A 26511-nucleotide genomic window follows, 5' to 3' on the forward strand; every position below is an offset into this window, starting at 1 on the left:
CCAGCCTGCCCCGAACCCGTCGGGAACGGTTACCTGAGCGGTGCGCCGACCTCGTGCATGTGGTCGAGTGCCTGCCGGTAGGACTCGATGAGTCCGGTCTCCGCGTACGGCATGCCGAGAGCCTCGCAGTGCGCCCTGACCAGGGGCTGCGCCAGCCGCAGATGCGGGCGCGGCATGCTCGGGAAGAGGTGGTGCTCGATCTGGTAGTTGAGCCCGCCGAGGAACCAGTCGGTGAGGACGGCGCCCCGCACGTTGCGTGAGGTGAGGACCTGACGCTGCAGGTGTCCCCAACGGTCCCCGTCCGGGTCCGGCATCTCCATGCCCTTGTGGTTCGGGGCGAAGGCCATGCCCAGGTGCAGCCCGAAGAGCGCGTGGTGCACGAGGGCGAAGACGACCGCCTTGCCGGGAGACATGACCGTGAGCAGCAGCGCGGCGTAGAGACCGAGGTGGGCGACGAGCAGCAGGGCGGAGAGGACACGCTCACGGGCGGGCTGCTGTCGCAGGTACTGGAAGCCGGAGATCTTCAGCGCGATGCCCTCCAGGAGCAGCATCGGGAAGAACAGGCGGGCCTGGTTACGGGTGAGCCAGCGGGCGAAGCCCTCGCGCTGTGCGGCCTGCTTCTGGGTCCAGACGAGGGCGCCGACACCGACGTCCGGGTCCTTGTCCACGTGGTTGGGGTTGGCGTGATGGCGTACGTGCTTGTCGTTCCACCAGGCTTCGTTCATGCCGAGCAGCAGGTTGGCGTGCACCAGGCCGATGGCCCGGCTCGCCCGGCGGTCACCGGATATCTGGGCGTGTCCGGCGTCGTGCCCGACGAACGCGGTGCGGGACCAGAAGACGGCGAGGGGCAGTGCGAGCAGCAGCGTCCACCACGTGTTGCCGAGAAGGAACATGCCCGTGAGCACGGCTCCCAGGGCGAGCAGGTTGGCGGCGATGCCGGCCGCGTACCAACCGGTGCGGCGTTCGAGGAGTCCTTGCCCCTTGACGGCCCGCAGCAGTGGCGCGAAGTCGCTTCCTGCACTTCCGACACTTCCGGCACTTCCGGCACCGTCACGGGTTCGTTCCGCGACGGTGGTTGCGGCCTGAGGCATGATGTCTCCGGTCTTAAGGGGTGCGCTGACCTGATGAAACGTACGGGTCGCAGATATAAGGCAGCCATGGAGCCACCACCCGAGGTTTCCTGGTGCCAACCCCCTCATTGCGATGGGGGGCTGACTACACCTGGCCGACATACCGGACACAGGCGTGTGATCTAAAACATGTGACGACTAGCCCCGCCGCCGGATGCGATGGAGTACCCTCGGCGACCTCGGCCCACTAGTCAAATTTGAGGAATCTGACATCGCTGTGCACAGCCTCCCCGCAGCAACGCTCTCCGAGATCTCCGCACTCATCGGCTGTTCCGTGGTGTTCCTGCCCGCGGATCCCTCCCGGACCGGACGCGTCGCCTTCTGGTGCCCAGACGGTAGCAGCCCGCCCGATGCCCCGGGGACCGTCGAGGGGCTGACCGTGACCGGCCCCGGCGCCGAGTTGTACGAAGTGGCGGCGCGGCTGCTCCCCGTGCGGGACGCGCTGCCGGTGCTGACCCGCGCACGGGCCTCGGCCGGCGCCTCGGCGTCGGCCTCCTTCTGGGGTGCTGCCGGGCTGCTGGCCCTTCAGTTCACCGCGCGCGGGCTGCTGTTGCCGGGGCTGAGCACCACGGACCAGGACGCGTGGCGGGCCGGACCACTCACGGCCGATGACCAGGACCGCATCCGCGGCCTGGCCGCCTCCATGCCGCCAAGTGCCCATGCGGTACCGCTCGATGCGACGGCGGAACCGCTGTTGCTGCCCGAACCGGAGTGGCTGGTGCGGGCGTTCCTCGACGCGGTGGCCGACGGCCTGCCGCGCACACCCGCCGCGGCCCTCGCCAACGGTGGTCCGGCATTCACCGCGGACGCTCCGCAGCGGCTGGCGGACCAGCGGGCCTGGGCCGCCGACGTCGCGGCCGGGCACGACGCGGGCGTCCGGCTCTCGCTGCGCGTGGAGGTGTCCGGGCTCGACCGGGCCGGCGACGGGCCCGAGGGGCAGCTGTCCGGCCCCTCCTTCCGGGTGGTCCCGCAGATCCACAGCGTCAGCGACCCCACACTGGTCACCGATGCCGCCCTGATCTGGACCGGCAGCGGACCGGCCGCCGCGGCCCTCGGGCCGAGGGCCCGGATGGACGCCCTGCTGATGCTGCGCCGGGCCGCCCGCGCCTGGCCGCCCCTGACCCCGCTGCTGTCGGCGGCCGTGCCGGACGCCGTGGAACCGGCGGACGAGGAGATCGCGGAACTGCTCGGCCCCGCCTCACGCGCGCTCGCCGCGACGGGCGTGCAGGTGCACTGGCCAAGGGAGCTGGCCCGCAAGCTCACGGCGCGTGCGGTGATCGGTCCCTCCGACGACGAGTACGGCGGGGCCGGATCAGACGGTTTCCAGCCAGCCGCCCGTACCGGTTCCGACCCTGCACCGCTCCTGTCGGCGGACGCCCTGCTCGCGTTCGACTGGCGGTTCGCGCTCGGCGGCCTGGAGCTCAGCCGCGCCGAGCTCGACCGGCTGGCCGAGGCGGGCCGGCCGCTGGTGCGGCTGCGCGACCAGTGGGTGCTGATCGATCCCGACGAAGCGCGTCGCGCCCGGGAGACCCAGGACCGCAAGGTCACCCCGATCGACGCGCTCGGGGTGGTACTGACCGGCTCAACGGAGCTCGACGGACGACGGGTCGAGGTCCGGGCGACCGGCTGGCTGGAGGCGCTGCGCCAACGGCTCGCCGATCCGGAGTCCCGGCAGGCGCAGGAGGGGCAGCCGGCGCTCGGCCAGCCCGCCGCCCTCACCGCGACCTTGCGCGACTACCAGCTCCGTGGCCTGAACTGGCTGCACACGATGACCTCGCTCGGCCTCGGCGGCTGCCTCGCGGACGACATGGGGCTCGGCAAGACCATCACCCTGATCGCACTGCATCTGCACCGGCAGACCATCGAATCGGCCGCAGGCCCCACCCTGGTGGTCTGCCCGACCTCGCTGATGGGCAACTGGCAGCGGGAGATCGAGAAGTTCGCGCCCGGCACCCCGGTCCGCCGCTTCCACGGCGGCTCACGGAGCCTGGAGGACCTGGCGGACGGCGAGTTCGTCCTCACCACGTACGGGACGATGCGGCTGGACACTCCGAAGCTCGCAGCCACCCGGTGGGGCATGGTCGTCGCCGACGAGGCGCAGCACGTGAAGAACCCCTACTCGGCGACGGCCAGACAGCTGCGCACGATCGGCGCGCAGGCCCGGGTGGCCCTCACCGGCACCCCGGTGGAGAACAACCTCTCCGAGCTGTGGGCGATCCTCGACTGGACGACCCCCGGCCTGCTCGGCCGGCTCGGCACGTTCCGTACCCGCTACGCGCGAGCGGCCGAGGAGGGCAGCGACCCGGCGGCGGCCGAGCGCCTCGGCGCGCTGGTGCGTCCGTTCCTGCTGCGCCGGCGAAAGTCCGACCCGGGCATCGCTCCTGAGCTGCCGCCGAAGACCGAGACGGACCGCGCGGTCTCCCTGACGGCCGAGCAGGCGGGCCTGTACGAGGCAGTGGTGCGCGAGACCCTGGCGGCGATCTCCGCCGCCGATGGCATGGCGCGGCGGGGCCTGGTGGTGAAGCTGCTGACCGCGCTCAAACAGATCTGCAACCATCCGGCGCAGTACCTCAAGGAGGACGAGCCGCAGATCGCCGGCCGTTCGGGAAAGCTGGAGCTGCTCGACGAGCTCCTGGACACCATTCTCGCGGAGGGCGCGGCCGTCCTGGTGTTCACCCAGTACGTGCAGATGGCCCGGCTCCTCGAACTGCACCTGGCGGCGCGCGGGGTCCGCACCCAGTTCCTGCACGGCGGCACTCCGGTCGCCGCCCGCGAGGCGATGGTGAACCGTTTCCAGGCGGGCGAGGCCCCCGTCTTCCTGCTGTCGCTCAAGGCGGCCGGGACCGGCCTCAACCTCACCCGGGCGGGCCATGTGGTGCACTTCGACCGCTGGTGGAACCCGGCGGTCGAGGCCCAGGCGACCGACCGCGCGTACCGCATCGGCCAGACCCAGCCGGTGCAGGTCCACCGGCTGATCGCCGAGGGCACCATCGAGGACCGGATCGCCGGGATGCTGGCCCGTAAGCAGGGGCTCGCGGACGCGGTCCTCGGTTCCGGCGAGAGCGCCCTGACCGAACTCGGCGATGCGGAACTGGCCGACCTGGTCGAGCTGCGAGGGGGCGCACGATGAGCAAGGGATACGAGCCCGGCGCATACGAGCCGGACAGATACGAGTCGGACGGGTACGCCGCCGATGAATACGCCGACACGTACGACACCTATGACGGGGACGACGCCGACACCGACACCGACGAGCGGGACGAAGGGGCTCCCTCCGCGTCCGCGCAGGAACGCACCTTCGCCGCGCTGCCGCCCGCGCACGGCCGCGGTTTCGCGGAGTCCTGGTGGGGCCTGGCCTGGCTCAAGGCGCTGGAGGACACCGCACTGGACGGCCAGCAGCTCAAGAAGGGGCGGCGGCTCGCCCGTGACGGCGGGGTCGGTGTGGTGTCCGTGCGGCCCGGCCGGATCACCGCCGTGGTGCAGGACCGGGACGCGAGCGCGTACCGCAGCGATGTGCTGCTCCAGGAGTTGAGCGAGGAGGAGTGGGACCGGTTCCTGGACGTGGCGGTCGACCGGGCCGGGCACATCGCGGCCCTGCTCGACCGCGAGATGCCGCCGCACCTGGTCGAGGACGCGGCAGCGGCGGGCGTGGAACTGCTCCCGGCCATCGGCGACCTCGATCCGGAATGCACCTGCGAGGCCTGGGACCACTGCCCGCACACCGCCGCACTCTGCTACCAGGTAGCACGGCTGCTCGACCAGGACCCGTTCGTGCTGCTGCTGATGCGCGGACGCGGCGAGCGCCGGCTGCTCGACGAGCTCCAGGTGCGCATCACCGCCCGCGCCACGGGGCACGAACCGTCCGGGCCCGCCAACGCACCGGCGGCGGAACCCACCGGCCGGGGTGTACGCGGGGTCCCGGCGGCCGAGGCCCACGCGGCGGCCGGCACCCTCCCACCGCTGCCCCCTCCCCCGCCGCTTCCCGCCCAGGCCGGTGTCTCGCCCTCGCTGGACACGGAGACCGATCCGGAACCCGGCGTGGACCCGACGGCGCTGGAGATGCTGGCGACGGACAGCGCCGCACGCGCTCACCGGATGCTCGCGGACGCGCTGGCGCCCGGCCATGAACTCCAGCCCGTGCCCGCCGCGCTGACGCCGGAACAGGACGCGGTACGGCTGGCCGCCGACGCACGCCCCGAGCCGTGGATCGCGACCCGGCTGGCAGCCGGGTCGGGACGTGGACCGGCCGGTCTGCGGGTCGCGGCAGACGCCTGGCGGTACGGCGGCGCCGCGGCGCTCCTGGTCCTGGACGAGCAGTGGACACCGGACGCGGCATCACTGGCCCACGCCCGGGCCCAGCTGGCCACCGCATGGGAGGAGGACGAGGCTCCCCGGCTGCGGGCCGAGCACAACCGCTGGACATCGGCGGACGGCACGCTCCAGCTGCGCTACGGACGGGAGGGGCGCTGGTATCCGTACCGCAAGGAGAGCGGGCGTTGGGCGCAGGCCGGCCCCTGCGACGACGATCCGGCGGCAGCTCTGGCCGACGCGAGCCAGACGGACGCGGACCAGCCGGAAGCCGGCCGGACGGATGCGGGACGGACGGGCGCAGACCGGACCGACGCCGGTCGGACGGGGACCTGACGGAGCCTCACCGGCGCCGGGTGCCTGACGGAGCCTCACTGACGGCCGGGGGCGCGTGTTTCGCTCCCGGCCGCCGCGCGAAAAGGACTGCGCGTGCTCTCCCCCGGCCGAGGGCGATTCCGGCCCCCTGCCGTCTTCCGCCGCCCGCTCGACCCCCGTACGGTGGGGGCCCGCGAGATACTCGGCCGTACATCGGACAACGCATTCCGGTCAGCGGACAAGAGGGAGTGACCAGCTGCCCGCGAAATCGGCGGACGGCGGCCTCCCACGGTGAACCGCCACCTCGGACGAACGCTGTTCCGCTACCTCGGACAGTCGGATCCCTCCCCGGAATCCCCGGACCGGCCCTCCTCCCACCTCAGCTACGACCGCTCCCCCACACAGCTGGAGTACACATGCACCGGAGAAGGATCCTTCAGGGCGCGGCCGCCACTGCCGCGGCCACGCTGCTCCCCGCCTCCGCACGGGCCACCGCGGCGGCAGCGGGCGACACGGACTATCCCTCGGCCCACTGGGTGCCCGCGTCCACGTCCAACTACACGGTCTCGACGAGGCCTTCGGCGTATCCCGTGCAGTACGTGATCATCCATGTCACCCAGGAGACGTTCTCGGACGCGGTCGCGATCTTCCAGAACCCGGCGAAGCAGGTCTCCGCGCACTACGTGGTCCGGTCGGCGGACGGCTACATCGACCAGTGCGTCAGGGAGCGGAACATCGCCTGGCACGCGGGCAACTGGGACTACAACACCCGGAGCATCGGCATCGAGCACGAGGGCTATGTGGACCAGCCCGAATACTTCACCGACGCCATGTACGAGAAGTCGGCGCTGCTGACCGCCTCGGTGTGCGACCGCTACGGCATCCCCAAGGACCGCGCGCACATTCTCGGCCATGTGCAGGTCCCGGGCACCGACCACACCGATCCGGGCCCGAACTGGGACTGGGTCCGCTACATCCGCCTCGTCAACCTGCTCGGCACGGGCTGACCGGCTGCCGGGGTCCGGTCCCGGGCCAGGCACCGGTCCGGCCCTTCCGATTGCTCTCCGCACCACGGTTGTCGCGGGCGTCCGCTGCGACGACGATGGGGGTGCACGGCGCCCCTGGACGGGAGGGTGAGTTGACGGACCCCTGGTTGGCCCTGGCAGCCGACGCGGACCCCGGTGAACGGCTCGGCGAACTGCGCCACGCGCACGAGGTGTTCACCGCAGCTGGCCGCCTGGAGCGGCCGGTACGCCCGGTGGTGGGTGAGTCCTGGCGCCGCTCGGCGCGGGCCCGCGTCTGCCCGGACGGCGCCGCACTGGTCGATCTGGACGCCGACGAGGTCGGGCCGTACCGGGAGGCCCATCCGCTCGCCCGCGCCATGCCGGTGATCCGGGAACTGATGAGCGCCTACGCCACGGACGGGGAGCACCTCCTGGCGGTGTGCGACGCGCACGGCAGGCTGCTGTGGGTCGAGGGGCATCCGGTGACCAGACGGCGTGCCGGGCGGATGAACTTCGTGGAGGGAGCCCGCTGGGCGGAGTCCGTCGCCGGTACCAACGCGCCGGGGACCGCCATCGCCGTGGACCGCCCCGTCCAGGTGTTCGCGGCCGAGCACTTCCTGCGTCCGGTGCAGCAGTGGACGTGCGCGGCCGCGCCACTGCACGACCCGCACACCGGACGGGTGCTGGGCGCGGTCGACATCACCGGCGGGAACGGGCTCGCCCATCCGCACAGCCTGGCGTTCGTGCAGGCCGTCGCCCGCGCCGCCGAGTCCCAGCTGGCCCTGCTCGCCCCGCCCCCGTCCGCCGGGACCGTACGGCTGAGCGCGCTCGGCAGGAACGAGGCGCTGCTGACCGTGGCCGGCCGGTCGCTCCGCCTCAGCCGCCGGCACAGCGAGATCCTGGTCGCCCTGGCCAGGCGGCCCGAGGGCATCGGCGGTGACGAGCTCCTGGTCGAGCTGTACGAGGACGAGTCGGTCACCCCGGTGACGCTGCGGGCCGAACTGTCCCGGCTGCGCCGTCTGCTCGGCCCGGATCTGCTGCTCTCCCGCCCCTACCGTCTCGCCTCCCCGGTCGACGCGGACTTCGACACGGTCGCGCGCCGGCTGGCCTCGGGCGCGGTCGCCTCGGCCCTGAGCGCCTACGCGGGTCCCCTGCTGCCCGGTTCGCAGGCTCCGTCGGTCGTGCGGCTGCGGCGCCGGCTCGACGATTCGCTGCGGGCCGCGCTGATCGCTCGCGGAGATCCGGGGCTGCTGGCGGACTGGGCGTCCAGCCCGTGGGGCGAGGACGACCTCCCCGCGTGGCGGGCGCTGGCCGCAGCAGCGCCCGCTGCTCAGCGTCCGGCGCTGCTGGCTCGGGCCCGGACACTGGACGCGGAGCTGCGATAGCCACCGGCCCGCCGCGGCACGCAACGGGGTTGCAACGTCGCGCTCCCTAGCCTCGCGCCGAGGGCCGCCCAACGGCGGGCGGCACCGGATCCGGGAGGCCACAGAGATGACCCGTTACGCTGCGCCGGGCACCGAGGGCGCGATCGTCTCGTACGAGTCGCGCTACGACCACTGGATCGGCGGCGGGTACGTACCGCCCGCCCGTGGCCAGTACTTCGAGAACCCGAGCCCCGTCAACGGCCGCCCGTTCACCGAGATCGCCCGAGGCACCGCCGAGGACGTCGAGCACGCCCTGGACGCGGCACACGCCGCAGCTCCGGCCTGGGGTGCCACCTCGGCGGGTGACCGCGCCTCGGTCCTGAACCGGATCGCCGACCGGATGGAGGCTCATCTGGAGGAGCTCGCGGTGGCGGAGAGCTGGGAGAACGGCAAGCCGGTACGGGAGACACTGGCGGCCGACATCCCGCTGGCCATCGACCACTTCCGCTACTTCGCGGGCGCGCTGCGGGCCCAGGAGGGTTCGCTCAGCCAGCTCGACGAGGACACCGTCGCGTACCACTTCCACGAGCCGCTCGGCGTCGTCGCGCAGATCATTCCGTGGAACTTCCCCATCCTGATGGCCACCTGGAAACTGGCCCCGGCCCTCGCGGCGGGCAACGCGGTGGTCCTGAAGCCCGCCGAGCAGACCCCGGCGTCCATCCATGTATGGCTGAGCCTGGTGGCCGACCTGCTTCCGCCGGGTGTCGTGAACGTCGTCAACGGCTTCGGCGCGGAGGCCGGGAAGCCGCTGGCGTCCAGCCCGCGCGTCGCGAAGATCGCGTTCACCGGGGAGACCACGACGGGGCGGCTGATCATGCAGTACGCCTCCGAGAACATCAAGCCGGTGACACTGGAACTGGGCGGCAAGTCCCCGAACATCTTCTTCGACGACGTCTGGTCGGCCGACGACGACTTCCGCGACAAGGCGCTCGAGGGCTTCACCATGTTCGCCCTCAACCAGGGCGAGGTCTGCACCTGTCCCTCGCGCGCCCTGATCCAGCGCGGCCACTACAGCGAGTTCCTGGAGGCGGGCATCGCCCGCACCGAACAGATCGTGCCGGGCCATCCGCTGGACACGGACACGATGGTCGGCGCCCAGGCCTCCAACGACCAGCTCCAGAAGATCCTTTCCTACCTGGACATCGGCCGGCAGGAGGGCGCCAAGGTCCTTACGGGCGGCGAGCGGATCGAGTACGACGGTGAGCTGGCGGGCGGCTACTACGTACAGCCGACGATCTTCGAGGGCGACAACCGCATGCGGGTCTTCCAGGAGGAGATCTTCGGCCCGGTCGTCGCCGTCACGTCGTTCTCGGACTTCGACGACGCGATCCGCACGGCGAACGACACCCTCTACGGGCTCGGGGCGGGCGTGTGGACCCGCGACACGAACACCGCGTACCGGGCGGGCCGGGCCATCCAGGCGGGCCGGGTATGGACGAACTGCTATCACGCGTACCCGGCCCACGCGGCGTTCGGCGGGTACAAGCAGTCGGGGATCGGCCGGGAGAACCACCGGATGATGCTGGAGCACTACCAGCAGACGAAGAACCTGCTGGTGTCGTACTCACCGAAGAAGCTGGGCTTCTTCTAGGAGCACAGGGAGAGGCGCCTGACCTGGGCAACCGTGTGTCCGTGGGCATCCACGTTCCGCATCCGTCACCGTCGCGGCGCCGGGCCGAGTCGGCCTCCTCATCCAGCCGCCTCTCAATGAACGTCACTGGATTTTCAGTCATAGGAGCATTTTCGACGCCGTGACGGGCACCATGAAGCGATTTTCGTGGTGTCCGGTGTGATCACGGCGTCGGAGCCGTCCTGGACAGCCCCGTTCACCGGGCTGAGCCCCGGTCCGTTCGGGAAGTTGGTGACGGTTCCGCGGCGTGAGGGCGCGGACGCGGTCCGCAGGGGCCGGCCGTGGAGGCTGCCGCTGGAGGACCGGGCGCTGCCGGTCGCGGCGTACTGGCGGACGAACCTGACCATGCGCCAGTTGGCGCCGCTGTTCGGGTTTTTCGTGTCGGCGGCGGACCGGATCATCGGTTACCTCGGGCCGATGCTCGCCCTCAGCGCCGCGAGCGGTTCGCGAAGGACACCGTGCTGATCGTGGGCGGGACCTGGTGCCAACCCACGACCACACCGTCGGCGAGCGGTCGAAGAACTACCCGTATTCCACGAACCACCAGGCGGTCATCGACGGCCGGCACCCGGCTCGTCGTGGTGGTCGGCAGTCCCCTGCCCGGCAACCGCAACGACTGCGAGGCATGGGAGGAATCAGGTGCGAAGGCCCCTGTCGGCACGACCATGACCATTGCCGATGGCGGCTGTCCGGGCACCGGGCTCGTGATGCCCCACCGCCACCGAAAGGGCGAGGGACTGCCCGACTGGAAACAGGCCCACAACAAATCCCACAAGCATGCCCGCGCAAGCGCCGAGCGCGCCTTCGCCCCCATGAAGACCTGGAAGATCCTCCGCGACTGCCGCCTCAAAGGCGACGGCGCCCACCACGCCATGCCCCGCAGCGCACGGATCACCGACATCGTGAAGGCCGTGGTCGTACTTCACCACGCCTCAACCAGAGGTTAGAAAGGACTCCATGAGTTTTGACATCTTCGTGTGCCGGTTCCAGAACGGTGAGCCAGCGACGCTGGACATGAGTGCCGCGCACGAAGTCCTCGGCCCCTATGCGGTGGTGCGGGACCCCGAGACGGACCTCCTGCTGGTCAGGGCGGCGGATGGGGAAGAGGCGGGTGTGTACTTCAACGATCCGACCGGCATCACCTTCAACCGCTTCGGAGGGGATGGGATCATGGACCTCTTGGCCGTCCTACTCCGACGGCTGGATGCCGTACTCGTGGTTCCGGGCGGGCCGACCATGATCCAGCGGGATGAGGACCGCGAGCTTCTGCCCGCTGCCCTCAGGGACGAGTGGCCCGTCGTCGTGGCCCGTACTGGCGCGGAGATCGACCGGGTGATCCGGGCTTCCTGAACGAACGGGCGAGGGGGGTGTTCCCGGTGCACGTCACCGGGAACAGCCCCGTCGTCTCCGCACGGGCGCGGCCGCCGGCCAGTACGCGCTTCCTGCGAAGGCTCCGCTGCAGCACCAACCGAATCACCGACATCGTGAAGACCGTTCTCGTCCTTCACGACGCCTCAACCTGAGGTTGGAAAAGGCTCACTGATCGTTTCCAAGCCGGCTCTGCCGAACCGCGAGTTGGGCGTGCCGTGCCGGTTCGGATCGGAGCGGTCTTCCGCCGCAAACGTGAAGCTGGGGCGACACCGATATCGTTGGACGCCCATGAGCCCGATCGGCCGACCATGGTCTACGCAGTTCCTGTACGGTCGTTCCGGAACCGGGCCGTTCGGGCGCGCCTCGCGCGACCGCACGCCGGCGCGCGCCCGGTGCACTGCCCTGTCGATCGCCTGTCGATGGGTTTTGCCTCCTGCGAAGTCGTTTGCTCCGCCCGGCACTTCGCTCACCTGAACGGCCGCATCGGATGAAGTCCGGTCATGGGCGGGTGCCGTGGGTGCCGGGTCGCGACATGAGCCCCAACCGAGACTTGAGTAAGGAACCGCATGGCACGCGAGCATGATCCTTCCAGCCATATACCGTCGCGGCCGGACGCATCCGCAGGCGCCTCGGGGGCAGCAGGCCCGCCCGCGAGTTCCCCCGTCTCCGTCCGCCGGGCGGTTCCGATGCGAGGTACGGCCGGGGACCCCGGCGACGCCCTGATGCCGGGCGGGTCGCGCAGCGGCAAGGACGCCTCCTCCCCGACGGCCGGCCCTGACGCGGGCGCCCACAGCCCGTCGAGCGAGAGCGGGGAGAGCGGGAGCAAGGAGAGCGAGCGCTCCGGAGACGAGGCCCCCGAGGCCGCGGGCAGCCAGACGGGGACCGGGGAACAGGCGGGTGGCGAGGGCGTCGGCGGTGCGGCTTCGGCCATCGGTGCCGCACGGGCCGGCGGCACTCCGGAGCCGGCGACGGAGGAACCCTCCGAGGCGACGTCGTCCACCACAGCAGAGGCACGGGCGACGTCGGCATCGTCCGCGTCCTCTGACCCGGACCCTGGCCCGGCCGCAGCGCCCGCCACCACCCGCACCGTCGGGGGATCCCCGCCCGTCGCCACTGCGGCAGCGGCGGGAGACGGCGGCGGCGGCGCGGGTACGCACGCGGACGACGTACCGCCCAACGGGCGGCTGAAGAAGCCGATGCTGGCCGCGGCGGCGATCGCCGGTGCGGTGCTGATCTCGGTGCCGTTCCTCGTGGCGGGCCAGGACGACCGCAAGCCCGAGAAGGAGCAGACGCAGAACGCGGCCGGCACGGTTCTGGACAGCGAACGCCCTGTGGCCCCGGAGACCTACACCAGCGAGTCGCCGAAGCCCTCCGTGAAGCCGAGCGAGAAGAAGGAGAAGGAGAAGAAGAAGGAGACGGTGAGGCCGTCCGCCACGCCGACCCTCAAGGTGGCGATCGCCCCGCCACCGCCGCCGAAGGCGCCCGCGACCCGGCCCACGGCCACGGTGACGGCGAAAGCACCGCCGGGGACGGCCGCCAGCGCGATGAACAGCCTCGCGAAGAACGACCCCCACGGGCGACACATCTGCTACCGGGCCTTCGTGGCAGAACACGGCTGGCAGCAGCCCGTGTGCGACGGCACCATCACCGGCACGACGGACCAGGGCAAGAAGATCACGGCCCTCAACATCGCGGTGTGGAACGTCGAAGGCTCCTCCGCCAACGCCTTGCTGCACGACTCGGGTTCGACGAGCGGCAACGCCAAATGGGCCCCGAACTGGACGGCCATCGTCGCGGACGGCAAGAACAACTACATCGGCAGCTCGTCGAAGGGCGCCCCGTTCCTGACGGGCTTCGCCATGAACATCGGCAACGGCTCCGTCTGCCACACGGCCAAGATGGGCGGTGGTGGCTGGGGCCCGCAGATCTGCAAGAACAAGCGCCCCGAGTACATGTTCGTCGGCACCACCGAAAACGACCACTGGTTCGAGGCCGTGCGGCTCACGGTTTAACCCTCGGGGCTGACACGTCGGCCCACGAGGTATGCCCGTGCACCGCACCGGGGCTCTGCGGTATCCGCTGGTGACTTCGCTCGCTTCCAGCGGCGGGGGTTCGGCGGATCACGCCTTCGTTGCCGAGCACCTCGACACATTGCCCACCGCGTCGGACCGCGACAACCCGTCAGGGACCGCTCCCCCGGACTGCTCGCCGGTGCGGTGCCCGCCGATCCGTCCGGAACGATCGGCCCGCTCCGCGGCTACGTGCTCCCGCAGCAGCGCCTCGTCGTCCGCCCCGACCAGGAGGTCGCGTACCGCTTCGGCGAACTGGACGCCCGGCCGGCCCCTCGGTCCTCCAGGTCCCACACCTGGAGGACCGCCGCCTTGGGCGGTCCAGCTCGCCGACCAGCATACGGAGGCGTTCGAACGCCCCGGCTCCCCGTGCGCCGGCAAGCCCGGCCACCACCTGATCAGCCCTCAGGAACGGCACGGTGAAGTGCCGCCGGAGATCGGGGGGATCTTCCCCCTCGGGTCCGGCCAAGGCCTGACCGGGAATCGGGACGGTTCCCAGACCACGGGAATCCACCGGAATCCGTCACTCGCCCAGGGCAGGCGACCCGTCTGCGGGTTTGCCAAAGCGTTATCCACACACCTCTTGAGTCACTCCGGGACGTGCCGCACAGTCATGTATGCGCTTACGGAATGCGCATACATGATGTGTCGGAGGAGCCGCATGACCCGCACCGCCAGGACTGTCCGGTCCGCCGTCACCGCTGCCACGCTGGTGACGGCGCTCGCTCTGACCGGCTGCGGAGGCAGCGGTTCCGACCAGGCGAAGGCCGACGCGAAGCAGACCCTCACCGTGTGGGCCATGGGCGAGGAAGGCAACCGGATCCAGACGGTCGCCAAGGAGTTCACCGCGAAGCACCCCAACATCACCGTCAAGGTGACGCCCGTCGGCTGGGACGTCGTACACCAGAAGCTGCTCTCCGCCGCGGCTGCCGGGACGCTGCCGGACATGGCCCAGATGGGCTCCACGATGATGGGCGAGTTCATCGAACTCGGCTCGCTTGAGCCCGTGGACACCAAGGTCTTCGACGAGAACGACTTCTTCCCTGCCACCTGGAAGGGCAATGTGGTGGACGGCACCGCCTACGGCGTCCCCTGGTACGCCGACACGCGGGCCCTCTACTACCGCACCGACCTCGCCGAGAAGGCGGGCATCGACAAGGCGCCTGCCACCTGGAAGGACATGCGGGCCCTCGCCGCCGCGTACAAGGACAAGGCCGGGACCGACTGGGGGCTGTCCCTCCAGCCCGGCGGCGCCGGCGCCTGGCAGGGCTGGGCCCCCTTCCTCTTCTCCACCGGCGGTTCGCTGCTCGGCAAGGACGGTAAGCCCGCCCTGGACTCTCCCGAGTCGGTGAAGGCGCTGACCGAGTTCCAGCATTACTTCGACGCGGGGCTGGCGAAGAAGAACTTCGTGCCCGGCCAGGACGTCGTAAAAGACTTCGCCGCCGACCGGATGCCGATGTTCGTGTCCGGCCCCTGGATCGTCCAGAACCTCGCGGAGCAGCAACCCCAGCTGAAGGGCAAGTGGAAGGTCGCGCCGGTCCCGGCCGGCAAGAGCTCCAGCTCCTGGGTGGGCGGCGCCTCACTGGTGACCTTCAAGGACAGCGGGCACAAGGCGGCGGCCCAGGAGCTCACCAAGTTCCTGACCACGCCCGACATGCAGGCTCACTGGTACGAGGCCTCCAAGGCGCTCCCCGCCAGCAAGGCCGCCTGGGACCTGCCCGCGCTGAAGAACGGCGGTGCCTCGCTGGCCGTCTTCAAGGAGTCGCTCGCCACCGCGAAGGACATCCCGCCGCTCTCGAAGTGGGAGGAGTTCGCCGCGCAGATGGACAGCGCCCTGGAGAAGGTCTCGGCCGGGGCGGACCCTGCCGAGGCCGCCGCGAAGCTCCAGAAGGACACCGAGGGCCTGGTGGACTGAGCACGGCAACGGGACGTGGATCGGGCGTATGAAGGGGCCCCTCCCGCGCATTGTGCGGGAGGGGCCCCTTCATACGCCCGATCCACGTCCCGGTTCATGCGACTGGGTCACGCGCCTGGTCCACGTGGCCGGTTCACATGCCCGATCACATGCCCGATCACATGCCCGATCACATGCCCGATCGTGTGCCCGGTTCGCGTGTCCTGGCAGGTCGTCAGAGCCGGAAGATGCCATACCCGAAGCCGTCCGCGTGGATACGGCCGCCGCGCACCGTGACCCCCATGGCCTCCAGCGGGATCGCGGTGTCCGCCGGAGCGGCCGAATCAGCCGGTTCGCTGCGGGGGTTGATCACCACCAGGTAGCGGCCGCCGCGCACGTGGACCAGGGGGTAGCCGGCATGCAGGACCTCCGTGCTCCCCGCCGTGCCGAGCTCCGGGGTCTCCTTGCGCAGCGCGATGAGGCGCCGGACCAGGTGCAGCAGGGATCCGGTGTCGGCGCGCTGCCCGGCGACGGTGGGGCGGTCCGGGTCGGGGTCGAGGGGCAGGTAGAGAGCCTCGGCGGGGGCGGTGGAGAAGCCCGCGTTGGGCGAGTCGTCCCACTGCATGGGGGTGCGGGAGCCGGCCCGGTTGTAGCGGGGGCCGAGCCGGCTGCCCTCGCGCTCGGGCAGCCCTGGTACGTACCGCATGCCGATCTCGTCACCGTAGTAGATCGCCGGCAACGTCGGCCAGGTGAGCTGGAACGCGAGTGCGGCCGGGAGCTGTTCGGCGGTACGCGGCCCGCAGGCGAGCCGGGAGAAGTCGTGGTTGGCGGTCGGCAGGGAGATGAGTCCGGCATCACCGATGATCTCCGTCGCCCGGCGCCAGCCGTCCAGGAAGGTCTGCGGGGAGCCCAGCCCCCCGGCGTCGAAGTAGGGGGCGCGCGGCTCCCACTGTTCGCTGACGGTGCCCTCGAAGTTGTTCCACAGGGAGCGCAGCATCAGGCCGTCGTTCTCGGCTCCGAACTGCAGGAAGAAGTCCGCGTGGAATCCGGCCGGTACGGAGACCGCCGGGTCGCCCCACTCCGACAGCAGCGCCGCGTGGGGGTGCTCGGCGTCGAGGCGGGCGCGCAGCTCACGCCAGAGCTTGACCGTCTCGGCGTGGCCCGGGTCGTCCTTGACGAGCGAGGCCGCCATGTCCACGCGGAAGCCGGACAGGCCCAGCGACAGCCAGTGGCCCATGATCTCGTGCAGGGCCTCCCGGTTGGCGCGTGGGCCCTCGGCGTCCACGGACTGCCGCCAGGGCTCGGCCGGGTCCGTGCGTCCGTAGCCGAAGTTGAGAGCGGGCTGCGACTCGAAGAAGTTCGGCAGGTAGAAGCCGGAGCGGGCGCCCGGCGACGCGACGAACCCCTCCGGCCGCCGGTCCGGGCCGGCCCAGATGTAGCGGTGGTCACCGGGATCGTCCGCCGAGGCGGTGAACCAGGGGTGCCGGTCCGAGGTGTGTCCGGCCACCAGGTCGAGGAGCACCCGGATGCCGCGCCGGCCGGCCGCGTCGACCAGCCGGGCGAGGTCGTCGTTGGTGCCGTAACGCGGGGCGACCGAGAAGTAGTCGCTCACGTCGTACCCCGCGTCGTCGAAGGGCGAGGCGAAACACGGGTTGAACCAGACGGTGTTGACGCCCAGCCAGGAGAGATGGTCGAGCCTTGCCTCGATTCCGGCGAAGTCGCCGATGCCGTCGCCGTCGGAGTCGGCGAAGCTCTGCGGGTAGATCTGGTAGAGGACGGCGTCGGCCAGCCACTCAAGGGCGGGACGGGACGAGGTCATGGGCGGGAACCTCCGGGACGGCCCGCGCGAGGTGCACGAGCGCTTGGACGGGGAAGTGATCACTGGGGCAACGCCCGTGTTCGGCATAGGTGTTGACGCTCGCCGAGCGGACGCGGGTGCCGCGCGAGGCGAGGATCCAGTCGATCCGGTCGCCGTCCGGGAGGGCCGGCCCGTGGTCGTGGAACGTGCCGCGGGCCTTACCGCGCTCCTCGGCGGCGACCCAGGTGTCGGCCAGGCCCGCCCCGGAGAGCAGGGTGTCGTACGCGACGCTGCGTTCCGCCGGTGCGTTGAAGTCGCCGGTGACCAGGAGGGGGACGTTCGCGGGCCGGCCGGACAGCCATGTGGCGAGCAGGCGGGCGGAGCGCCTGCGGGCGTCTTCGGCGAGGTGGTCGAAGTGGGTGTTGGCGAAGCACAGTTCGCCGCCCGCGACCCGGTCGCGGAAGCGGACCCAGGTGACCATGCGGGGGCAGCCGCCGCCCCAGGTGTTGGAGCCGACTACCTTCGGGGTGTCGGAGAGCCAGAAGTGTCCGTGGGCGAGGGGTTCCAGCCTTCGCCGGTCGTGGAACACGGCCATGTACTCGCCTCGGGCGCCGCCCTCGCGCCCCTGACCGGTCCAGCCGTAGTCGGGCCCCAGCCCGGCCTCCAGGTCCTTCACCTGAGCGTGGAGCCCCTCCTGCGTGCCGATCAGGTGGGGCCGCACGGCGCAGCAGTTCCACGGCCGCACCGCGTCGCCGGGACCAGGGGTGCGGGGCACCGTCCCAGTCGACCTGCAGGTTGAACGTCATGACCCGCAGTCCGTGCCCGGTGTCCGTCACTGTGCTGCCTTCCGTGCTGTGCTCGTGCCGCGTCCGTGCTGTGCGGCGAGGGGTTCCGCCGCCCCTGTATGCGCTTACATGATCAGGAAAACGGTAGCTTCACCGCCGGTGATGTGGCAAGACCAAGCGGGAACCAGGTCACAGCCGGAGTGGAAGCCGGTGCGGCTCAGCAAGCAGATCGAGGTGCCCGGCGCGCTGGACGCCCGTGTCCACGTGCAGCACGCCGGTCAGACAGCCACATAGCGCTCAGCAACCGCTCCGGTGGTTGATTCCGCTGGGCGGATCCGGGCTGCGACGCCGGAACGGGCGGATGCAGCGCTGGGCGGACATTGCCCGATTCCTGCGGCGGCACGGAGGCGTTCGGCCTCTCGGAACGCGGACCGATCGAGGAGTGGAGCGGCCTGAGGGCTGCCCCGTAACTGGTCGGTGTCACCGGGCGGCGGCGCGCAGGTCCCGGATGTACCAGTCGAAAGCCGCAAGGGGGACAGAGCGACGATCCCGTCGGACAGCTTCACTTCATGCATCTGGTGATTCTTGACGCCGGAGCTGTGCCGCACCATCGGACTCCGCACCACATCACACCGAGCGCCGAGCTCCGCCGAGTTCCGAGCCCCGATGTACGAGCCACAGGAGATGATCTCCAAGGTTGCCGCGCAGGATCGCGGCACGGCGGCCTGCGCGGCGGCCGCGCCCCGAGAATGACGACGGTCGGCGGTTCCGGTACTCATCCAGGACGAGTTGCAGGGAATGGCGCATTCCGAGGGTTCAGTGCGCAGGGCGGAATGTAGCGTCGTGATCATGGAATCGCCGATCGGAACCACCCCTGACCAGGCGCCGGCGAACCCGGCCGCGACCGAGGACATGCTGGCCACTCAGCCGGTCGGTTACTGGTGCGGGCTGACCCATACGACCTCACCCGGCGGCTGCGTGACGCCATGGCCAGGATCGACGCCACGCAGCCGCAGTACTGGGTACTCAACCGCGTGAACGGCGACCCCACGGCGCCGGACCGTGCGGAGGTCGTTGATCAGCTGACACACCTTGCCGACGGGCCGCACGAGATCGCCAGGGCCGTCGACCAGTTGCTCTGCCGCCAATGGCTCCGGATCGATGACGGGCAGCGCCTGCACCTCACGGATGCCGGGGAGGCCGCCAGAGCGCGGCTCCGTGCGCTGGCGACCGAGGTACGCGCCGTAGTTCACCAGGGCATCAGCGACGAGGAGTACGTGGCCGCGCTCAAGGTACTGCGCAAGATGGTGGCCAATGTCGAGGGCGACGGGACTTCCGGTCACCCGTTCTGATGTCACGGGCACCTGCCGGACCCGGCCGGGAAAGGGTGCGGCAGGCGCGTGCTCATCGGGGGCTGCGTGAATACGCCCCGTGGACCGTCCGCCACGGACCGTACTCGGCGACAGATCCCGCCATGGCACACCGGTCCGCGCTGCGCCCCACACCGAGACCATCGCGACACGGGGCGAGACGCGGACCCAGCTCCGGAACACAGAGCCGGAAGGCCCCGCACGGAACCGGAAGGCCGGCGGTTCGTGTGCGGGGCCGCGTCCCTCGGAGCGGCGGCCGTCAGACTCCGGTCAGGGCGTACGTACCCGTACCGTCCTGTCTGCCGCTGGAGTACTGGCGGATCAACTCACCGTCCGCGTACCGGTCGTGGCCCATCATGGAGCCGCTGTACTTGTTCTGCACACCGATCTTCGAACTGCCGGGTACGTCGCGGTAGATGTAGAACCGCTGGAGGTCGTCCTCCACGCAGGTTGCCGTCGTCAGGTTGACCTGCTCCTGGTGGGCGGTGTTCGCCGGGATGGTGGCGCATCCGCCGTTGCCCCAGTTCCACAGGGACGCCTCGATGACGCCGTTGTCCTCCGTCACATTGCACAGCCGCCAGTTGTCCAGGTGGGCACTGAGGAAGTTGGATTCGCGCAGGCGGACGCCGTCGTTGGCCAGGAGCGGCGCACTCCAGTTCAGCGGCTTGCCGGGGACGTCGATCCTGTAGACGGCGGGCTGGCAGTTCAGGGCGGCGCGGGTGGCGGGGGCCGGGGTACGGGTGGCGGGGGCCGGGGTACGGGTGGCGGGGGCCGGGCTTCCGATGGCCTCCGCGCTCTCGTCGGTCCTGGTGGCCTGCTCGGCTTCGTGCCTGGCCTTGGTGGCCTTCGCCGAGGAGACGGGACCCGCCGCGTGGATCGCGGTGGCGGTGGCGGAGCCGCAGTCGAGGAGGTCCTGCGCCTTGCGCATGATGCTGTTGGCGGGGACGCTGTCCTCGCAGCGCACCGCACCCTCTTCGAGGGCGGTGTAGGTGGTGTAGCTGCCGGTGTCGGACCCTTCGATCCACTTCAGCGCCCAACTGCCGTCGTCCTGTTGGACGCGGTTGCAGTTGAGGCTGCCGTACGTACCGGTGACCTTTTTGGTGCCCTTGTAGAGGCCGTAATAGCCGGGATTGCCGAAGTTCCACGTGACGGACGTCGACGCGCTGCTGGTGGAGGTGTAGTTCACCTGAACGTTCAGGCCCAGGCTCGCACCGACCGTGCCGAGGGTCTCGACGGCGAAGCTGCCTTCGACGTTACCGGTGAGGCCGACGGACACCGAGATCGTCGTCTGGACACTGGTGTTGACGGTCTGCGTACCGGTCGAGCCGTCGGTGACGTACCAGCCTGTGAAGTGGGTGATCGTCGGGACCACTTCGGAGGTCCTGATGTACGGGTGCCGTGTGCCGAGGTCGGTCGCCGTGCAGGCGCTGCCGGACTCGGCCTGCGAGGCGGCGACGGGTGCGGCGGCGGGCGCGGCGGTGGCCGGTGAGACGGCAAGTCCCACGGTGGCTGCAGCAGCCGAGACGGCACAGGCCATGAGCGTTCTGCTCGTGCGGCTGACGGTTCTTGTGGGGCGCATCGTTGCTTTTCCCCCTGCTTGTGTGTGTTCGGTCAAGGGGTGAATGTAGCGGCCACGGAGACGGCGGTGTGAGCCCGCAACGGGCCAAAACCGACCAAGGAGGGGCCTGTTCCGCCCTGTGCGCGCGGGCGCCGGGCCGGTTCGATCCCTGGTGGAACCGAACACCACCGATCGAGGGGAATCACCCTTGAAATGCGTCAGACACCTGCTCGCGGCCATGGCCGCACCAGAGCCTGTCCGCGGCCCTCCTCACCCCGGGCACCTCACCGGCGACCGCCGCACCGGCCCAGAACTGCCCCATCCGCTGAGGCGTAATTCCGGTGGGCAGGCGGCGGCCAAGAAGCGCAGGCAGTCGTGCACGGCGGGCCCGGACCCGTTCAAGAAGGATCCCGGCGTCACGGACGACCCCTGCGACGAGTTTCCCTTCGCCGGCTCCGTGGAGGGCGGCACGAACGGTTCCGAGTGCACGGAAATCATCCCCACGAAGACGGCAGGGGCGTGGCACGTCGATGTCGTACGGGACAGCCCCCACGGCGCATACGCGCCCTGCATCCGGGCCCATGTGCCCCTGACCGAGAACACGGGGCGGGAGGTGAACTCGGCCGGGCCGTCGTCGCGGACCGCATCCTCGAGAGGGAGTCGTACGAGGTGATCATCGCCCCGTAGATGATCAATGAGTCTTCGCCATCTTCGAACGCGCAGGTCGGCAGCTCTGGCGTGGCGCTCGCTCGGGATGCTCATGCTGATTGCGGGCGGCAGTCTGCGGTCTTGATCGCCCGTCATGTCATCGATCAAGGCTGAGCCGCTCGCGGCGACGCGGCCCGAAGGGCACATCAGGCCCCAGTGTCATCTCCTGGTGCGGTGCGTCTCGCGGCCCACCGGCGGCGACGGCGTCCGCGAGGGGCGCAGCCAGGTCTCCGTTGTATGTAGTGTGCGGAAATGGCAAGAAGCGAGCGACTCGCGGACCAGTTGGACTGGTACTGGAGCAAGAACCTGCGGCCACGGCTGGAGGGTCTTACCGACGAGGAGTACTTCTGGGAGCCGGTGCGCGGCTGCTGGAGCATCCGCCCACGTGGCACGTCAGCCGCGCCGATGTCGGAAGGTCCGGGGGAATGGACGATGGACTTCGCGTCCCCTGCCCCGGTGCCTGCGCCGGTGACCACGATTGCCTGGCGGCTGGCGCACATCATCGTCTCCTGCCTGGGCTATCGGGTCGGATGGCACTTCGGCGGCCAAGACCTCGAGTCCCAGGCATTCGCCTACGCGGGGACCGCTGACGAGGCGCTGCAACAGCTCGATGAGATGTACGGGAGATGGAACGCGGGGGTCCGCGAGCTCTCGGACGCCGATCTGGACAATCCGCCCACGGTGGGCCCCGAGCGGTTTCCCATGGAGAACAGGGTCCTGCACGTCAACAGGGAGCTGATCCATCACGGCGCCGAGATTTCCCTGCTGCGCGACCTCTACCGCTGGCAGGACGGAGCCGTACCGCGCCGGATATGACTGATCATCTGTCAGGGTGAGAGGTCGAGGTTCGAGAGGACCAGGAGAGCGCGCAGAAGGCTGGTGGCGCGCGCGGGGTCAGTGCGGAGCTCGGGAGGATGCGCCAGGCCTTCAGTCGTTTTGTGACGTACGTTCCACGTGCTTGCCCCGGCCCGGCCCGGAGCACGCGCACGCAGCGCCGCCTCCGTCAGACCGAACGCCCGGCGTCCAGCCGAGGCACGGCGCGAGGGCGGAGGGTCATGAGCGAGTTCTGCCAAGTCGCCACCATGGCGAAGGGAAACCGGTCGAGCTCCAGACAGAGCGCGACGTCATCGGGATGGGCCCCCTGACGCGCCCCCGCCGCCAGCTCGGCGGCGGCGCGTGACTCACCGGCGCGGCGGAGGTGCTCAGCGGCCCCCGTCGCGGCTCCGGTTGCCCTCCGGGCGATGTACTGGGCACAAGCCAGGTCCTCCTCGGCGCGTCCGTCCTCGCCAGTGACCACGAAGGTGGCACCGGGACACTCGCAGGCCTGCAGAAGACGCGCCGTCGCCTCCGCGACCACGAAGCCGGCGCACAGCACCAGCGAGGCCTCCCTGACCGCGAGCGCGCCGGCCGTGCCCGCCGTGGTCCTCTGCACAACGGTCCGTTCGCCGAGATCGGCAGACCTCAGCAGACCCGGTGAATGGACCATGTCGAACCCGGGGGCCGTCGCGCCGTCCTTGAGCGTCACCCAGTCCGGATGGCGGGCCCTGAGCACCAGCGCCTCGTCCAGCGCTTCGGCGAGGACGATCTTCTCAGCCCCTCGCGCGAAGGCCCAGGCAGCCACCGTGAAGGCACGCATGACGTCCACGACGACTGCCACGGACGGAGCTTCGGCCACCTCGGCATCCCGATGAATCATGCGTCCATCCCGTCGTGATCGCGCATACTCACACCCACCCACAAGCAAGAAGCATTTTTTGCGTCATCTCCGTCAATATTTTCGCAATGTGCGCACACTATTGCCGATGCGTAACCTCGTCGTTACGATCCCCGAAACGGAATCCTGACCCACCGGTTGCCCAACCAGCCCTGGGATGACCGGAGTTGACCTAGTCGAGGAGTCTCCTGATGGGCGTCACGCGCCGGACATTCATGCAAGCGGTGATCGCGGTCACGGCCGTGGGTGCGGCAGGGGGTACGCAGACCGCCCTGGCAGGGGCCGCGGTTGCCGCGGGCAGTCCGCCCGGCGATGTGGTGGGGAAGGTCACCGTCGGCTATCAGGGGTGGTTCGCCTGCGCCGGGGACGGCGCCCCGATCAACGGCTGGTGGCACTGGACCCAGGACTGGGGCCGGCCGCCGTCGCCGTCCAACACCGGCACCAAGTGCTGGCCCGACATGCGGGAGTACACGCACAGTTACCCCACGGCCTACGACAACCTCGGCAACGGGCAGCCCGCGGCGCTGTTCTCGTCCTACGACCAGCAGACCGTCGATACCCACTTCCTGTGGATGCGGCAGTACGGCATCGACACGGCCGCCCTGCAGCGCTTCAACCCGACCGGCGGCGAGGGTCCGACGCGGGACGCGATGGCCGTCAAGGTGCGGTCCGCAGCCGAGTCGCACGACGTGAAGTTCTACGTGATGTACGACGTCACCGGCTGGACCGGCATGCGGTCGGAGATCAAGAGCGACTGGACGAACAAGATGAAGGCGCACACGGCCTCATCTCAGTACGCCACCCAGAACGGGAAGCCGGTGGTCTGCATCTGGGGCTTCGGCTTCAACGACGAGAACCACCCGTTCTCCACCGAGGCCTGCCTGGACGTCATCAACTGGTTCAAGGAGCAGGGCTGTTACGTCATCGGCGGGGTACCGCGCGAATGGCGCACGGGCGGCGCGGGGACGCGCACCGGGTACGGGGACGTCTACCACGCCTTCCACATGATCTCCCCCTGGATGGTCGGCGCGATCGGTAACGCGGGCGACTCCGACAACGCCTACTCCACCTACACGGTCGGCGACGAGGCGGACTGCACCGCGCACGGCATCGACTACCAGCCGTGCGTGCTGCCCGGCGACGTGTCAGGGCGCCAGCGCGCGCACGGCGACTTCATGTGGCGGCAGTTCTACAACATGTGCCGGGCCGGAGTGCAGGGCATCTACATCTCGATGTTCGACGAGTACAACGAGGGCAACCAGATCGCCAAGACCGCCGAGACCCAGGCCTCGGTACCGACGGGGTCGGGATTCCTGGCACTGGACGAGGACGGCACCGCCTGCTCCTCCGACTACTACCTGAGACTGACCGGCGACGGCGGCCGGATGCTCAAGGGCGAGATCGGCCTCACCGCCGTCCGCCCCACCCCTCCGAAGGCCCAGGGCGGAGCCGACACCACCCCGCCCACCGCCCCGACGCAGCTGCGGGTCACCGACCGCACCAGCAACTCGGTATCGCTGGCCTGGGACGCGTCGACGGACAACGTCGGTGTCACCGGCTACCGCGTGCTGCGGGTGAACGGCCAGACGAGCATGCAGGTGGGCACCGCGACCGGCACGTCGTTCAGCGTCACCGGCCTCGCCCCGTCCACCGACTACGTCTTCCACGTGGTCGCGCTCGACGCGGCCGGTGGCGTCTCGCTCCCGTCGAATCAGGTCACCGCCACGACCGCAACGGCCGGCAGCACCACCGACCTGGCCCTGGGCCGGCCGACCGCGGAGAGCGGCCACACCCAGGGCTACGGCTCCGGCAACGCGGTGGACGATGACCCGAACAGCTACTGGGAGTCCACGAACGGCGCATTCCCCCAGTGGATCCAGGTCGATCTCGGCGCGGCGACCACCGTCCGCCGGATCGTGCTCACCCTGCCGCCGTCCAGCGCCTGGGGCGCCCGCACCCAGACGGTCTCGGTCCAGGGCGGCATCGACAGCGGCGTCTCCGGTCAGCTGCTCGCCGCGGCGGGCCACGGATTCGACCCGGCGCACGGCAACACCGCCACCCTCACCCTGCCGACGGCCTCCCCCGTCCGGTACGTACGGCTGACCTTCACCGCCAACACCGGCTGGCCTGCCGCCCAGATCTCCGGACTCAAGATCTACGCGGCCTGAGCCTCCGTCAGCAGGGCCCGGAATACGGTACCCAGCGCACCCAACGCACCAAGTGCGCTGAGCCCGGTCCTCAACCGGTCGCTGTCCGGTCCGCGGCGCGGGAGAAGGAGAAGGCGCACGCGGCGAAGTCGGCGACCGGGACGTATCCGATGCGCCGGTAGAGGGCGGTGCTGGTGGGGTTGGCCGGGTCCGCGAACAGGACGACGTCTGTCGCACCCTCGGCCTGCGCCGCCCTGCTCACCTCGGCCACCAGGGCGCCCGCGTAGCCCCGGCCCCGCAGATGGGCCGGGGTGTAGACCGGGTCCACCCGGACCATGCCCGCGATCATCGAGGTGACGGCCGCCATGGAGACGGGAGCACCGTCCGGGGTCTCCCAGAACGTGAAGCGTCGGCCGGCGAAGCGCGAGCCCGCCCAGGTTCCGGCGTCCACGGCGGGGACTTCTCCGACACTGGCGGAGAACTCCCCGCACAGACGGATGAGTTGATCGCGGTCCTGCTCGCCGACGAGCCGCCCCCGGCCCTCCGGGGGCGGCTCGGGCGGCGTCAGCGTGCCGAGCCGGTGGAGACAGGCCCGCCACCCCGGCACTGACTCCGCGCCTGTACGCCGCTGCCACGCACCGGCGAACGCGGTGACGGTGTGGAAATCCGCGAGGACACCAGTGAGCGGCCCCCCGACGGCGGCCAGGTGAGCGGCGAGGCTGTCGGCCTGCTCAGGAAGCAGGGGCGTGAGGGTCAGCCGCTGGGACGGCGGCCGATAACACGCCGCGCGCACCTCGCCCGCTGCCTCAAGCAGACCGAAGACCGTGCCATCGGCACTGTATCCACCGGCCCTGCGGGGACGCAGTTCCCGGTTGCGTCGCTCGCGGGTGCGCAGTTCCTCGATCACCGTCAACGGCGTGTTGTGGAGAGCGGGACGGGAGCGGAGGAAGTCTCCGGCCCGCGCAAGGAAGTCGTCGAGGTCCTCGGTGAGGTGCCAGCTGTCCGGGCGCATGCTTCATGTTGCCAGAAGCGTCCGGGCCGGCCACCGTGTGGCGTGGCCGAGACTCCTCGACGCCTTACCGGCCGCGACCACGGGCCGTGCAGCCCCTAAGGGCTGTCCCGTAATCCCTGGCGGGCACTCGACGACAGCTACGGCACCTCGCTGCGTTGTCGAAACGCCCGAATACATCCAGTATGCGGACGCTCCTCCGCCTTGCGATGCACCGCATCTGACGCCGAGCGCTGATCCACCAGGGATTACGGGACAGCCCTTAGCATCGGATCCC

The 26511-nt window shown here is 70.4% G+C and carries 17 protein-coding genes and 3 pseudogenes; 13 read left to right on the forward strand and 7 right to left on the reverse strand.

Going from position 1 to position 26511, the window contains the following annotated elements; genetic code table 11:
- Window positions 1-29 precede the first annotated feature (29 nt).
- Window positions 30-1091, reverse strand: a complete 1062-nt coding sequence (locus EDD93_RS33295; protein WP_123529711.1) for an acyl-CoA desaturase — start codon at window positions 1089-1091, stop codon at window positions 30-32.
- Window positions 1092-1347: 256 nt separating this feature from the next.
- Between EDD93_RS33295 and EDD93_RS33300 the strand changes: the two genes are divergently transcribed.
- The 9 genes and pseudogenes from EDD93_RS33300 (at window position 1348) to EDD93_RS33340 (ending at window position 13194) form a co-directional block, all read left to right on the forward strand.
- A complete protein-coding gene (locus tag EDD93_RS33300) occupies window positions 1348-4260 on the forward strand; it encodes a DEAD/DEAH box helicase (protein ID WP_123529713.1) in 2913 nt (970 codons plus the stop codon).
- Entirely contained in the window at window positions 4257-5774 is a 1518-nt protein-coding gene (locus EDD93_RS33305; RefSeq protein ID WP_260256062.1) for an SWF or SNF family helicase, read from the forward strand. The genes EDD93_RS33300 and EDD93_RS33305 overlap by 4 nt, the downstream gene beginning before the upstream one ends.
- Before the next feature lie 395 nt (window positions 5775-6169).
- Window positions 6170-6760, forward strand: coding sequence for an N-acetylmuramoyl-L-alanine amidase (locus EDD93_RS33310; RefSeq protein WP_123529715.1), 591 nt, complete (start codon window positions 6170-6172; stop codon window positions 6758-6760).
- Window positions 6761-6891: 131 nt separating this feature from the next.
- A complete protein-coding gene (locus tag EDD93_RS33315; RefSeq protein ID WP_260256063.1) occupies window positions 6892-8142 on the forward strand; it encodes a GAF domain-containing protein in 1251 nt (416 codons plus the stop codon).
- A gap of 106 nt (window positions 8143-8248) precedes the next feature.
- Complete coding sequence (locus tag EDD93_RS33320) at window positions 8249-9772, forward strand: aldehyde dehydrogenase family protein (RefSeq protein ID WP_123529719.1); 1524 nt, start codon at window positions 8249-8251, stop codon at window positions 9770-9772.
- Window positions 9773-9961: 189 nt separating this feature from the next.
- A pseudogene (locus EDD93_RS33325) lies at window positions 9962-10758 on the forward strand (transposase family protein).
- A 10-nt stretch (window positions 10759-10768) separates the two neighbouring features.
- Window positions 10769-11161, forward strand: coding sequence for a hypothetical protein (locus EDD93_RS33330; RefSeq protein WP_123529721.1), 393 nt, complete (start codon window positions 10769-10771; stop codon window positions 11159-11161).
- An 80-nt stretch (window positions 11162-11241) separates the two neighbouring features.
- Window positions 11242-11334: pseudogene (locus EDD93_RS33335) on the forward strand (IS5/IS1182 family transposase); the annotation flags it as partial.
- Between the two features lie 534 nt (window positions 11335-11868).
- Window positions 11869-13194: a hydrogenase expression protein HypA gene (locus EDD93_RS33340; RefSeq protein WP_260256064.1), complete on the forward strand. Its 1326-nt coding sequence runs from the start codon at window positions 11869-11871 to the stop codon at window positions 13192-13194.
- A 108-nt stretch (window positions 13195-13302) separates the two neighbouring features.
- On the opposite strand, the gene EDD93_RS39475 is transcribed toward EDD93_RS33340, so the two are convergent.
- A complete protein-coding gene (locus tag EDD93_RS39475) occupies window positions 13303-13545 on the reverse strand; it encodes a hypothetical protein (RefSeq protein ID WP_148083923.1) in 243 nt (80 codons plus the stop codon).
- Between the two features lie 367 nt (window positions 13546-13912).
- Between EDD93_RS39475 and EDD93_RS33345 the strand changes: the two genes are divergently transcribed.
- Complete coding sequence (locus EDD93_RS33345; protein ID WP_123529725.1) at window positions 13913-15166, forward strand: sugar ABC transporter substrate-binding protein; 1254 nt, start codon at window positions 13913-13915, stop codon at window positions 15164-15166.
- A 214-nt stretch (window positions 15167-15380) separates the two neighbouring features.
- Here EDD93_RS33345 and EDD93_RS33350 read toward each other — a convergent pair whose 3' ends face one another.
- Both EDD93_RS33350 and EDD93_RS33355 read right to left on the reverse strand, forming a co-directional pair.
- The gene (locus EDD93_RS33350) at window positions 15381-16964 is read right to left on the reverse strand and encodes an alpha-amylase family glycosyl hydrolase (RefSeq protein ID WP_123529727.1); all 1584 of its coding nucleotides are present in this window, start codon (window positions 16962-16964) and stop codon (window positions 15381-15383) included.
- A complete protein-coding gene (locus EDD93_RS33355; RefSeq protein ID WP_260256065.1) occupies window positions 16939-17718 on the reverse strand; it encodes an endonuclease/exonuclease/phosphatase family protein in 780 nt (259 codons plus the stop codon). The genes EDD93_RS33350 and EDD93_RS33355 overlap by 26 nt, the downstream gene beginning before the upstream one ends.
- Before the next feature lie 859 nt (window positions 17719-18577).
- On the opposite strand from EDD93_RS33355, the pseudogene EDD93_RS33365 reads away from it, so the two are divergent.
- Window positions 18578-19080 (forward strand): annotated as a pseudogene (locus tag EDD93_RS33365) (MarR family transcriptional regulator).
- A gap of 277 nt (window positions 19081-19357) precedes the next feature.
- On the opposite strand, the gene EDD93_RS33370 reads toward EDD93_RS33365, so the two are convergent.
- Entirely contained in the window at window positions 19358-20677 is a 1320-nt protein-coding gene (locus EDD93_RS33370; RefSeq protein ID WP_221217376.1) for a hypothetical protein, read from the reverse strand.
- A gap of 939 nt (window positions 20678-21616) precedes the next feature.
- On the opposite strand from EDD93_RS33370, the gene EDD93_RS33375 reads away from it, so the two are divergent.
- The gene (locus EDD93_RS33375) at window positions 21617-22180 is read left to right on the forward strand and encodes a DinB family protein (protein ID WP_123529731.1); all 564 of its coding nucleotides are present in this window, start codon (window positions 21617-21619) and stop codon (window positions 22178-22180) included.
- Window positions 22181-22367: 187 nt separating this feature from the next.
- Here the strand turns inward: EDD93_RS33375 and EDD93_RS33380 are convergent, their stop codons facing one another.
- Entirely contained in the window at window positions 22368-23060 is a 693-nt protein-coding gene (locus EDD93_RS33380) for a 2-phosphosulfolactate phosphatase (RefSeq protein WP_123529733.1), read from the reverse strand.
- 209 nt (window positions 23061-23269) lie between these two features.
- Here EDD93_RS33380 and EDD93_RS33385 point away from each other — a divergent pair, with 209 nt between their 5' ends.
- Window positions 23270-25246, forward strand: a complete 1977-nt coding sequence (locus tag EDD93_RS33385; protein ID WP_123529735.1) for a discoidin domain-containing protein — start codon at window positions 23270-23272, stop codon at window positions 25244-25246.
- Window positions 25247-25316: 70 nt separating this feature from the next.
- On the opposite strand, the gene EDD93_RS33390 is transcribed toward EDD93_RS33385, so the two are convergent.
- Window positions 25317-26237, reverse strand: a complete 921-nt coding sequence (locus tag EDD93_RS33390; RefSeq protein ID WP_123529737.1) for a GNAT family N-acetyltransferase — start codon at window positions 26235-26237, stop codon at window positions 25317-25319.
- Window positions 26238-26511 lie beyond the last annotated feature (274 nt).

It is taken from the genome of Streptomyces sp. 840.1 (assembly GCF_003751445.1).
GTDB lineage: Bacteria > Actinomycetota > Actinomycetes > Streptomycetales > Streptomycetaceae > Streptomyces.

Bases quoted from the DNA above. Each gene is read 5' to 3' on its own strand.
- EDD93_RS33390 (WP_123529737.1), bottom strand. From the start codon at position 26,237: ATGCGCCCGGACAGCTGGCACCTCACCGAGGACCTCGACGACTTCCTT.
- EDD93_RS33370 (WP_221217376.1), bottom strand. From the start codon at position 20,677: ATGCGCCCCACAAGAACCGTCAGCCGCACGAGCAGAACGCTCATGGCC.
- EDD93_RS33305 (WP_260256062.1), top strand. From the start codon at position 4,257: ATGAGCAAGGGATACGAGCCCGGCGCATACGAGCCGGACAGATACGAG.
- EDD93_RS33380 (WP_123529733.1), bottom strand. From the start codon at position 23,060: ATGATTCATCGGGATGCCGAGGTGGCCGAAGCTCCGTCCGTGGCAGTC.
- EDD93_RS33350 (WP_123529727.1), bottom strand. From the start codon at position 16,964: ATGACCTCGTCCCGTCCCGCCCTTGAGTGGCTGGCCGACGCCGTCCTC.
- EDD93_RS33310 (WP_123529715.1), top strand. From the start codon at position 6,170: ATGCACCGGAGAAGGATCCTTCAGGGCGCGGCCGCCACTGCCGCGGCC.
- EDD93_RS33345 (WP_123529725.1), top strand. From the start codon at position 13,913: ATGACCCGCACCGCCAGGACTGTCCGGTCCGCCGTCACCGCTGCCACG.
- EDD93_RS33375 (WP_123529731.1), top strand. From the start codon at position 21,617: ATGGCAAGAAGCGAGCGACTCGCGGACCAGTTGGACTGGTACTGGAGC.
- EDD93_RS33320 (WP_123529719.1), top strand. From the start codon at position 8,249: ATGACCCGTTACGCTGCGCCGGGCACCGAGGGCGCGATCGTCTCGTAC.
- EDD93_RS33295 (WP_123529711.1), bottom strand. From the start codon at position 1,091: ATGCCTCAGGCCGCAACCACCGTCGCGGAACGAACCCGTGACGGTGCC.
- EDD93_RS33385 (WP_123529735.1), top strand. From the start codon at position 23,270: ATGGGCGTCACGCGCCGGACATTCATGCAAGCGGTGATCGCGGTCACG.
- EDD93_RS33340 (WP_260256064.1), top strand. From the start codon at position 11,869: ATGCGAGGTACGGCCGGGGACCCCGGCGACGCCCTGATGCCGGGCGGG.
- EDD93_RS33330 (WP_123529721.1), top strand. From the start codon at position 10,769: ATGAGTTTTGACATCTTCGTGTGCCGGTTCCAGAACGGTGAGCCAGCG.